The 11,141-nt window shown below is 71.0% G+C and carries 6 protein-coding genes; 1 reads left to right on the top strand and 5 read right to left on the bottom strand.

The genetic code is table 11. The features are described 5' to 3' along the window. On the bottom strand, positions 1 to 1,683 hold a 1,683-nt coding region (locus tag AN216_RS28935; protein WP_070194733.1), incomplete at its 3' end, for a sensor histidine kinase. Between the two features lie 154 nt (positions 1,684 to 1,837). Here AN216_RS28935 and AN216_RS01495 point away from each other — a divergent pair. Then, positions 1,838 to 3,238, top strand: coding sequence for a cation:dicarboxylate symporter family transporter (locus AN216_RS01495; protein WP_070194732.1), 1,401 nt, complete (start codon positions 1,838 to 1,840; stop codon positions 3,236 to 3,238). A gap of 183 nt (positions 3,239 to 3,421) precedes the next feature. Here the strand turns inward: AN216_RS01495 and glgB are convergent, their stop codons facing one another. The 4 genes from glgB to AN216_RS01475 form a co-directional block, all read right to left on the bottom strand. Next, entirely contained in the window at positions 3,422 to 5,695 is a 2,274-nt protein-coding gene (glgB, locus tag AN216_RS01490) for a 1,4-alpha-glucan branching enzyme (RefSeq protein ID WP_244502280.1), read from the bottom strand. Between the two features lie 136 nt (positions 5,696 to 5,831). Beyond that, positions 5,832 to 7,349, bottom strand: coding sequence for a maltokinase N-terminal cap-like domain-containing protein (locus tag AN216_RS28930; protein ID WP_070194731.1), 1,518 nt, complete (start codon positions 7,347 to 7,349; stop codon positions 5,832 to 5,834). Between the two features lie 180 nt (positions 7,350 to 7,529). Further along, the gene (gene treS, locus AN216_RS01480; RefSeq protein ID WP_070194730.1) at positions 7,530 to 9,245 is read right to left on the bottom strand and encodes a maltose alpha-D-glucosyltransferase; all 1,716 of its coding nucleotides are present in this window, start codon (positions 9,243 to 9,245) and stop codon (positions 7,530 to 7,532) included. Continuing rightward, positions 9,242 to 11,141, bottom strand: a 1,900-nt coding sequence (locus AN216_RS01475; protein WP_070194729.1) for an alpha-1,4-glucan--maltose-1-phosphate maltosyltransferase, incomplete at its 5' end; no start/stop codon positions are given. The genes AN216_RS01475 and treS, both read right to left, overlap by 4 nt.

Genomic DNA, 11,141 nt, shown 5'->3' with positions numbered 1-11,141 from the left:
CAGCCGTACGGTGAACTCCGCGCCGTGCTCCGCCGCCGCGCCGCCGTCGTTCAGCGTCACCGTGCCGTCGTGCCGGTGCGCGGTCTGCCGTACGAGCGCCAGGCCGAGCCCGGAGCCGGCCGGGACGAGGCCTGCGGCGTCCCGGTCACCCCAGGTCTTCCGCTCCGGCGTGTTCTTCGTGGACCAGCCGCGCCGGAACACCTCCTCGGCCAGCTCCGGCGAGACCCCGCGCCCGGTGTCCGCCACCCGGAGCAGCAGCCCGCCGGCCGCTGGCCCGCCCGCCGGCGTGTGGGCCGTCACCGTGGACTCCGGGACCTCGGTACGCACGGTCACCGTCACCCGGGGCGATCCCGAGCCCGGGTTCTGCGCGGCCGCGTCCACGGCGTTGTCGATCAGGTTGCCCAGCAGCGTCACGAGATCACCCGGCGGCAGCTCCGGCGGCAACACGCCGTCGTCCACGCTGCTGTCCGGATCCAGCACGAGCTCGACCCCGCGCTCGTGCGCCTGCGCGGCCTTCCCCAGCAGCAGGGCCGCCAGCACCGGCTCGGCCACGGCCGTCGTCACCTGGTCGGTGAGCGCCTGTGCCAGCCGCAGCTCCTCGGTGGCGAAGGCGACGGCCTCCTCGTGCCGTCCCAGCTCGATCAGCGACACCACGGTGTGCAGCCGGTTCGCGGACTCGTGCGCCTGGGCCCGCAGGGACTCGGCGAAGCCGCGTACGGAGTCCAGCTCGCCGGCGAGCGACTGGAGTTCGGTGTGGTCGCGGAGGGTCACCACCGTGCCGTGCCGTTCGCCGCCCAGCACCGGCGAGGTGTTGACGACCACCACGCGTTCCGTCGTCAGGTGCACCTCGTCCACTCGCGGCTCGGCGGCCAGCAGAGCTCCCGTCAGCGGCGCGGGCAGGTCCAGATCGGCCACGGAGTCCCCGACGACGGCCCGGCCACGCACGCCCAGCAGGTCCTGCGCACCGTCGTTGATCAACGCCACCCGACGCTGTCCGTCCAGCATCAGCAGCCCCTCCCGCACGGCGTGCAGGGTCGCCTGGTGGTAGTCGTGCATCCGGCTCAGCTCGGAGGCGTTCATCCCGTGCGTGTGCCGGCGCAGTCTGGCGTTGACCACGTAGGTGCCCACGCCGCCCAGGGTGAGCGCGATGCCGGCGACCAGCAGCAGCGCGGTGACCTGTTCGCGTACCTGTGCGCTGATCGTGTCCACCGCGATGCCCGCGCTGACGAGCCCCACGGTCCGGCCGTCGTCCTGGATCGGGGTGACCACCCGGACCGAGGGGCCGAGGGTGCCGGTGTACGTCTCCGAGAAGGTCTGGCCTCGCAACGCGGGGGCGGTGTGGCCGACGAAGGTGCCGCCGATCCGCTCCGGGTTCGGGTGGGTCCAGCGTACTCGCCGCGGATTCATGATGGTGACGAAGGTCACTCCGGTGTCCTCCCGTACCTGCTCAGCGTATGGCTGGAGCCTTCGGCTCGGGTCGGGGCCGCGGATCGCCTCGTGCACGGAGGGGGAGGCGGCGACCGTACGTGCCGTGGCCGTCGCCCGGTGCCGGGCCGAGTCCTCCGCCTGCGCGCGGTCTTTGACGTACGTGAACGCCGCGCAGCCCGCCACCAGCACCGTCACCAGGACCACCTGCATGGCGAACAGCTGGCCGGCCAGGCTGCGGGGACGGGGGAAGCGCATCGGGCCAGTGTGCACCCGGAGGCGGGGAGCGGCCCATGTGAGGTTCCCGTTGTATTTCGGTGCACGTAATGCACGGAACGGTGACGGGGGGCACGGGGAGGCGCATAGTCGCGGGGATTGTCCAGCAGTACGTACGACCCCGGAGGAGCTTCTCGTGTCAGCCCAGTCACCGCCAACCAAGAAGCGGGACAAAACGCACTATCTCTACATCGGGGTGATCCTCGCCGTACTCGTCGGGGTGCTGGTCGGCTTCGCCGCTCCCGGTTTCGCGGTGGAGCTGAAACCCGTCGGGGAAGGCTTCGTCAACCTCATCAAGATGATGATCTCGCCGGTCATCTTCTGCACCATCGTGCTCGGGGTGGGTTCCGTACGGAACGCCGCGAAGGTCGGCGCCGTCGGCGGTTTGGCGCTCGGCTACTTCCTGACGATGTCCACCGTGGCGCTGGCACTCGGCCTGGTGGTCGGCAACGTCATCGACCCCGGCAGCGGACTCGACATCACCAACGAGGTGCGGGAGGCGGGCGCGGCCGAGGCGGAGGGTGGCAGCGAGAGCACCACGGACTTCCTGCTCGGCATCATCCCGACCACCCTCGTCAGCGCCTTCACCACGGACGACGTGCTGCAGACGCTGCTGGTGGCGCTGCTGGTCGGCTTCGCGCTACAGGCCATGGGCCCGACCGGGGAGCCGCTGCTGCGGGGTATCGGCCATCTCCAGCGGCTGGTCTTCCGCGTGCTCGCGATGGTGATGTGGGTGGCGCCGGTCGGTGCGTTCGGCGCGATCGCGGCCGTCGTAGGGGAGACCGGGACGGACGCCCTCAAGGCCCTCGCGGTCATCATGATCGGCTTCTACATCACCTGTGCGCTGTTCGTCTTCCTCGCCCTCGGGCTGATCCTGCGGCTGGTGTCGGGCGTCAACATCTTCCGGCTGCTGAAGTACCTCGGCCGGGAGTTCCTGCTGATCCTCTCGACCTCCTCCTCCGAGTCGGCGCTGCCCCGACTGATCGCCAAGATGGAGCATGCCGGCGTCAGCAAGCCCGTCGTCGGCATCACCGTCCCCACCGGCTACTCCTTCAACCTGGACGGCACGGCCATCTACCTCACGATGGCCTCGCTTTTCGTCGCCCAGGCCATGGGTGACCCGTTGACCGTGAGCGAGCAGGTCTCGCTGCTGGTGTTCATGGTCATCGCCTCGAAGGGCGCGGCGGGCGTCACCGGCGCCGGTCTGGCCACCCTGGCCGGCGGTCTCCAGTCGCACCGGCCGGACCTGGTGGAAGGGGTCGGCCTGATCGTCGGTATCGACCGGTTCATGAGCGAGTGCCGCGCGCTCACCAACTTCGCCGGCAACGCCGTGGCCACCGTGCTGGTCGGCACCTGGACGAAGGAGATCGACCGCGAGCAGATGAACGAAGTGCTGGCCGGCAACCGGCCGTTCGACGAGCAGACCATGCTGGACGACGGACATGGCGGCGGCGCTGAGGAGGCCACGGGCGCCGAGGGGCGGGACGGTCCGGAGGACACTCCCGATCTGGAGAAGGACCCGGCCGGGGCCCGGTAGCGCTGTTTCGGTCCGCCGGTAGGCCGTGACGGCCTGCGGCGCAGGCGGTGGGACCCGCGGCAGCCGTGACGCCGTGACCGCTTGTGGCAGGCCAACGCCCCCGGAGCCCGCCGCGTACCGCCCTGACCAGGGGCGTTGCCGGCGGGCCCCACGGGCGCGCGTGCGCTCCCCGCCCCCGGCGGGTCAGGCGTACGGCCGTCGCTCCGGCTCCGGCTTCCGCTCCGGCCGCAGCCAGAGCGTGGCCAGCGGTGGCAGCGTCGGGGCGAGGGAGACCGGGTGGCCGTGCGCCGGCACGTCCTCGGTCACCAGCGGGCCCGGGTTGGCCACTCCGCTGCCGCCGTACACGGACGCGTCCGTGTTCAGCTCCTCCGTCCAGGCGGGCACCTCCCGTGGCACCCCGAGCCGGTAGCCCTCGCGTACCGCCGGGGAGAAGTTGGTCACCGCGACCAGCGGCTCGCCCCGCGCGTCGAAGCGCAGGAAGGCGAAGACGTTGTCGTCGGCGGCGTCGCCCTCGATCCAGCGGAAGCCAGCCGGGTCGGAGTCCCGCTGCCACAGCGCCGGCGTACGCACGTACACCGCGTTCAACTCCCGCACCAGGTCGCGTACGCCACGGTGGTCGGGCTCGGCGGAGTAGCCCGGATCGAGCAGCCACCAGTCCGGGCCCTGCTGCTCGGACCACTCGGCGCCCTGCGCGAACTCCTGTCCCATGAACAGCAACTGCTTGCCCGGGTGGGCCCACATGAAGCCCAGGTACGCCCGGTGGTTGGCGCGCCGCTGCCACCAGTCGCCGGGCATCTTGGACACCAGCGCCTGCTTGCCGTGGACCACCTCGTCGTGCGAGATGGGGAGCACGTAGTTCTCCGAGTAGGCGTAGACCATCGAGAAGGTCATCTCGTGGTGGTGGTACTTGCGGTGCACCGGTTCCTTGGACATGTAGACGAGCGAGTCGTGCATCCAGCCCATGTTCCACTTGAAGCCGAAGCCGAGCCCGCCGAAGCCCTCCTCGACATGGTGGGTGGCTCGGGTGACGCCGTTCCAGGCGGTGGACTCCTCGGCGATGGTGACGACACCGGGGCAGCGGCGGTAGAGCGTCGCGTTCATCTCCTGCAGGAAGGAGACGGCGGCGAGGTTCTCCCGGCCGCCGTGCTCGTTGGGGCACCACTGCCCGTCTTCGCGGGAGTAGTCCAGATACAGCATGGCCGCGACGGCGTCCACCCGCAGCCCGTCGATGTGGAACTCCTCGCACCAGTACAGCGCGTTCGCGACGAGGAAGTTGCGCACCTCGCGCCGCCCGTGGTCGAACTCCAGGGTGCCCCAGTCCGGGTGCTCCGCGCGCACCGGATCGCCGTGCTCGTACAGTGGGGAACCGTCGAAGCGGGCCAGCGCCCAGTCGTCCTTGGGGAAGTGCGCGGGCACCCAGTCCATCAGCACCCCGATGCCGGCCCGGTGCAGCGCGTCGACCAGCTCCTTGAAGTCGTCCGGCGAGCCCAGCCGCGCCGTCGGGGCGTAGAAGCCGGTCACCTGGTAGCCCCAGGAGCCGCCGAAGGGGTGCTCGGCCGCCGGCATCAGCTCGACATGGGTGAAGCCCAGGTCACGCACGTACGCGGGCAGTTGTTCGGCCAGCTCGCGGTAGCCGAGCCCGGGGCGCCAGGAGGCCAGATGCACCTCGTACACCGACAGCGGAGCCTCGTGCCAGCCGCGCTCGGCGCGCCTGGCCAGCCACTCGGCGTCCCGCCAGACATGCCCCGGCTCGTCCACCACCGAGGCGGTGGCCGGCGGGCACTCCGTCCGGCGGGCCATCGGGTCGGCACGCAGCATCCGAGCGCCGTCCCGCCCGACGATCTCGAACTTGTAGCTGGTGCCCGCGGCCAGTCCCGGCACGAACAGTTCCCAGATTCCGCTGGACCCCAGTGAACGCAGCGGGTACGCGGTGCCGTCCCAGTGGTTGAAGTCGCCCGCGAGCCGCACGCCCTGGGCGTTCGGCGCCCACACGGTGAAGCGGGTGCCGGTCACTCCGGCGTGGGTCATCGGCCGGGCGCCGAGGGCCTGCCACAGCTCCTCGTGCCGTCCCTCGCTGATCAGGTGCAGGTCGTACGCGCCGAGCGCGGGCAGGAAGCGGTAGGGATCGCCGGTGCGCAACTCGTCCTGGCCGGGCCGTGGGCCGTAGCGCACCAGCAGTTCGTAGGCCGGCACTGTGGGCTGCGGCAGGACGCCGGTGAAGAAGCCGTCGCCCTCGCTGCGCAGTTCGGCCCGCAGACCGGTGGCGCAGACCGTCACGGCGCGGGCGTACGGGCGCAGCACCCGTACCAGCACGCCACCGGGAACGGCACGGGCGCCGAGGCAGGAGTGCGGATCGTGGTGGGTGCCGGCGAGCAGTCCCGCCCGGTCCTCGGGAGGGAGCGTCGGGGCGGGGCGTACACCACCGCTGGTGGCGTCGGAGGTGGTCGCTGCGGACACGGTGTCGGCTGTGGACGGGTCGGGAACGGCCGATCCGGTCGAGGGGCGACCAGCCGGCGTGGGGCGGAAGGTTTCGGCGAGGTCGGTCAGCTGGTCGGGGCGGGGTGTCACGGAGCGGCCTCCCGGGAGGGCTGGTTCAGGCGTCCGCGGCCAGACGGCGCACGGCGGAGAGGGGGATGGGCAACCAGGTGGGGCGGTGCCGTGCCTCGTAGAGCACCTCGTACACCGCCTTGTCGGTCTCGAAGGCACGTAGCAGCAGGGCGTCGTCCCGCGGGTCGGTGCCGGAGCTTTCCGCGTAACCACGGCAGTACGCCGCCCGGTTGGCGTTCGCCCAGGACTGGACGTGCTGCTCGTCGGTGCCCTGCTGGCAGGCGGCGTAGTCGAAGGAGCGCAGCATCCCCGCCACGTCGCGCACTGTCGGCTGCGGCCGACGGCGCTCGGTCAGCGGTCGGGCGGGTTCGCCCTCGAAGTCGATGAGGCTCCATCGGTCGCCGGCCTGACGCAGTGCCTGTCCCAGGTGCAGATCGCCGTGCACCCGCTGGACGACACGGCTCTGCCCCTGCCGGGCGAGCCCCGCGACCGCGCCGAACGCCCTCCGCAGAGCCGGGCGGTACGGACGCAGCACCGGCACCGCCCGTGCCGCCGCCTCCAGCCGCCCGGTCATCTCGGCGGCCAGCCGCTCCAGCCGCTCGCCGTGCAGCACCGCGGTGGGCAGGCTGGCGGCCAGTCCGGCGTGCACCTCGGCGGTGGCGCGCCCCAGGGCGCGAGCGGCCGGCGTGAAGTCCCGCCGTCCGTCGAGCGCGCGCAGCGCCAACTCCCAGCCGTCACCGCAGCCGGGCAGGTACGGTTGCAACACGCCCAGGGTCAGTGAGGATTCGTCCAGGGCTGGCCGCGCCTCGAACCAGGCGGTGGGAGCCGGCACCCGGTCACAGCCGCCACGGGCGAGGGCGAGCGGGAGCTCCAGGTCCGGGTTGAGCCCGGGGCCGACCCGTCGGAACAGCTTCAGGATGTACCGCGAGCCGTAGACCACCGAGGAGTTGGACTGCTCGGCGTTCAGCGGACGAGGCCGCAGCCCGTCCGGGATGGCTGCGGTCGACCCCCGCGCGAAGCGCAACGGCCCGAGCCGTCCCGGCGAGCGCAGCCGCTCCAGCAGCACGCCGGTCAGTCGTGGATCGGCCAGCGCGTCGTAGACCGTACGGCCACGCAGCGGCCCGGAGCCCGGGCGGCCGAGCAGCGCTGATGCCAGCCACGGCGGAAGCACGGGACGTACGCCGAGCAGCAGTTGGTAGCAGTCGTCGGCCTGGTCGCTCGCGTCGGCCGACGGCTCGGCCCCGGACTCCGGCTGGTGGGCCCGTACGAGCAGGTGCAGCAGCCCGGGGCTTCCGTGAGCGGGACCGCTCAAGCTGCCGGAACCGCCGGAGCTCCCGGAGCCGTTGGCGTCAGCGGAGTCGGCGGACCCGGTGCAGGGCAGCAGCTCGGTGGCGGACACCAGGGAGAATCCGCTCAGCCCACGCCCCTTCCCGGCGAACCAGCGTTGCCCGGGCAGCCACTCGGTCAGCAGCGGGGCGAGCGAGTCGAGCAGCGCGGAGCCCGGCGCACGTGAGGTGCCGAGGCCGCCTTGGGGCGCCGTCAGGGGCAAGGAGCTTTCCGACATGGCGTCCTTTCCCGGGCATGCGGATTTCTGCGCGATATCCCGGTACACGAGGATTGTCTCCAGCGGGGCGGCACCTGTCGCGCGGTTCCGCCGGGCGGTCAGTGCGGGGGCGGCCAGGAGGCTCCGGCACACGAGCCGTACGGTGCGCCGGTGACTCGCGATGGCGGAGCCTCCCGTGGGTCAGGACGTTCGGCGCAGCCGGAACCAGTAGAAGCCGTGGCCGGCCAGGGTGAGCAGGTACGGCCACTCGCCGATGGGCGGGAAGCACACCTGACCGATCAGCTCCACCGGCTCCCGGCCCGCGTACGCCCGTAGGTCCAGCTCGGTCGGTTGCGGGAAGCGGGAGAAGTTGTGCACGCACATCACCAGGTCGTCCTCGCCCTCCACGGTCAGCGGCGCCTCCCGGAGGAAGGCGAGCACCGCCGGGTTGGAGGACGGCAGCTCGGCGTAGGAGCCCAGTCCGAAGGCGGGGTTCTGCTTACGGATCTCCACCATCCGCCGGGTCCAGTGCAACAGGGAGGAGGGCGAACTCATCGCCGCCTCCACGTTAGTGACCTGGTAGCCGTAGACCGGGTCCATGATGGCCGGCAGGGACAGCCGGCCCGGGTCACTGGAGGAGAAGCCGGCGTTTCGGTCCGGCGTCCACTGCATCGGGGTGCGTACGGCGTCCCGGTCGCCGAGCCAGATGTTGTCGCCCATGCCGATCTCGTCGCCGTAGTAGAGGATCGGCGAGCCGGGCAGGGACAGCAGCAGCGCGGTGAACAGCTCGATCTGGTTCCGGTCGTTGTCCAGCAGGGGTGCCAGCCGGCGCCGGATGCCGATGTTGGCGCGCATCCGCGGGTCCTTGGCGTACTCCGCGTACATGTAGTCGCGTTCCTCGTCGGTCACCATCTCGAGCGTCAGCTCGTCGTGGTTGCGCAGGAAGATGCCCCACTGGCAGCCGGCCGGGATGCTGGGGGTCTTGGCCAGCACCTCGGAGACCGGGTGCCGGGACTCGCGGCGTACGGCCATGAAGATGCGCGGCATCACGGGGAAGTGGAAGGCCATGTGGCACTCGTCGCCGTCCTTGGCGTAGTCCCCGAAGTAGTCGACGACGTCCTCCGGCCACTGGTTGGCCTCGGCCAGCAGCACGGTGTCCGGGTAGTGCGCGTCCACCTCGGCGCGTACCCGTTTCAGGAAGTCGTGCGAGGCGGGCAGGTTCTCGCAGTTGGTGCCCTCCTCGGCGTACAGGTAGGGCACCGCGTCCAGCCGGAAGCCGTCGATGCCCAGATCCAGCCAGAACCGCAGGGCGGAGATCATCTCCTCCTGGACCACCGGGTTCTCGTAGTTGAGGTCCGGCTGGTGGGAGAAGAAGCGGTGCCAGTAGTACTGCTTGCGCACCGGGTCGAAGGTCCAGTTGGACGCCTCGGTGTCGACGAAGATGACGCGCGCGTCCTGGTACCGCTTGTCGTCGTCGGCCCAGACGTAGTAGTCGCCGTACGGTCCGTCCGGGTCGGTGCGGGACTCCTGGAACCACGGATGCTGGTCGCTGGTGTGGTTCATGACCATGTCGATGATGACCCGCATGCCCCGCTGGTGCGCGGAGTCGACGAATTCCACGAAGTCGGCCAGGTCCCCGAAGTCGGGCAGCACGGCGGTGTAGTCCGCGACGTCGTAACCACCGTCGCGCAGAGGGGACTTGAAGAAGGGCGGTAGCCACAGGCAGTCCACGCCGAGCCACTGCAGATAGTCGAGCCTGGAGGTCAGGCCCTTCAGGTCGCCGATTCCGTCGCCGTTGCTGTCCTGGAAGGAGCGCACGAGGACCTCGTAGAAGACCGCGCGTTTGAACCAGTCCGGGTCGCGGTCCTGGGCGGGGGTGTCCTCGAAGGTGTCAGGGACGGGCTCGTTCACGATCATGGATTGGGTGACCCTCCAGTCGATGGGGACGGTCGCACCGAGAAGACGTGCGCGGGCGCGGGCGAGCGGCCCGGGTCCAGGCGTACGTAGTTCTCGGTGCCCCAGTGATAGGACTCGCCGGTGAGTTCGTCGCACACCGGTACGGGCTCGCTGCCGGCCTCCTGCGCGGCGGTCAGGCCGAGGGCCGCGGGGTCCAGCGACACCGTGGCCTCGTGGGCGTGCCGGGGGTCGAGGTTGACCACCACCAGCACGACCTCGGAGGGGTCCTTGGCGCACCGCTTGGAGTACGCCATGACGTGCGGGTTGTCCGTGTGGTGGAAGCACACGTCGCGCAGTTGTCGCAGCGCCGGACGCTCCCGGCGTAGCCGGTTGAGCGTGGTGATCAGGGGGATCAGGCCGCGGTCGGAGTGTTCCGCCGCCGCCCAGTCCCGGGGCCGTAGCTGGTACTTCTCCGAGTTCAGGTACTCCTCGCTGCCCTCGTGGACCGCTTCCGCCTCGCCGAGTTCGAAGCCGGCGTACACGCCCCAACTCGGGGACAGCGTCGCCGCGAGCACGGCGCGGACCGCGAAGGCCGGGCGCCCTCCCTTCTGCAGGTAGTCGTGCAGGATGTCCGGTGTGTTGACGAAGAGGTTCGGTCTCAGGTACGCGGCCGCCGGGCCGGCCAGCCCGGTGGCGAACTCGGTGAGTTCCGGTTTCGTCGTGCGCCAGGTGAAGTAGGTGTAGGACTGCTGGAAGCCGATCTTCGCCAGGGTGTGCAGCATGGCCGGCCGGGTGAACGCCTCGGCCAGGAAGATCACGTCCGGGTCCGTGCGGTTGATGTCCCCGAGCACCTTCTCCCAGAACACCACCGGCTTGGTGTGCGGGTTGTCCACCCGGAAGATCCGCACACCCCGGTCCATCCAGAAGCGCAGCACCCGCAGGGTCTCCCGGACGATGCCGCGGAAGTCCTCGTCGAAGGCGACCGGATAGATGTCCTGGTACTTCTTGGGCGGATTCTCTGCGTACGCGATCGTGCCGTCCGCACGGGAGCGAAACCACTCGGGATGCTGCTTGACCCAGGGATGGTCCGGGGAGCACTGCAGCGCGAAGTCCAGCGCCACCTCCATGCCCAACTCGGCGGCGCGGGACACGAAGTGGTCGAAGTCCTCGAAGGTGCCCAGGTCCGGATGCAGAGCGTCGTGCCCGCCCAGCGCGGAGCCGATCGCCCACGGTGAGCCGACGTCGTACGGGCCGGCCGTCAGCGCGTTGTTCGGACCCTTGCGGAACGATTCGCCGATGGGATGCACCGGCGGCAGATACACCACGTCGAAGCCCATGGCGGCGACGGCCGGCAGCCGCTCGGCCGCCGTCCGCATCGTCCCGGAGACCGGCGGCTGATCCGCGGGCAGCACCGCGCCCTCGGAGCGCGGGAAGAGCTCGTACCAGGAACCGAACAACGCCCGCGGACGCTCCACCTGCAGCGTCAACGCGAGGGAGGCGGTCACCAGCTCCCGCAGCGGAAACCGCTCCAGCACCCCGGTCACCTCCGGGGCCAGAGCGGCTTCGAGTCGTTCGGCAGGCGGGGTCGCGGTGTCGCGCAGCGCCTCGGCGGCGGCGAGCACGGCGGCGCGGCCCCCGCTCTTCGGCACCCCGGCGGCGGCCCGCTCGTGCAGCAGCGCGCCCTCGTAGAGGGTGAGTTCGGTGTCCACCTCCGCCGGCACCTTGATCCGCGCGTGCTGGCGCCAGGTGGCCACCGGGTCCGCCCAGGCCTCCACGGTGTACGTCCAGCGGCCCTCGGTGTCGGGCGTGACGTCCGCACCCCAGTGGTCCGTGCCGGGTGCCAGCTCCCGCATCGGCAGCCAGGGTCCGGAACGTCCGGTCGGGTCGCGCAGCACGACGTTGGCACCCACCGCGNTG

It is taken from the genome of Streptomyces oceani, assembly GCF_001751245.1.
Taxonomy (GTDB): domain Bacteria; phylum Actinomycetota; class Actinomycetes; order Streptomycetales; family Streptomycetaceae; genus Streptomyces; species Streptomyces oceani.
Note: the sequence above shows the minus strand (reverse complement) of the source record. Positions and strands in the feature narration are given on the sequence as shown.

Bases quoted from the DNA above. Each gene is read 5' to 3' on its own strand.
- AN216_RS28930 (WP_070194731.1), bottom strand. From the start codon at position 7,349: ATGTCGGAAAGCTCCTTGCCCCTGACGGCGCCCCAAGGCGGCCTCGGC.
- treS (WP_070194730.1), bottom strand. From the start codon at position 9,245: ATGATCGTGAACGAGCCCGTCCCTGACACCTTCGAGGACACCCCCGCC.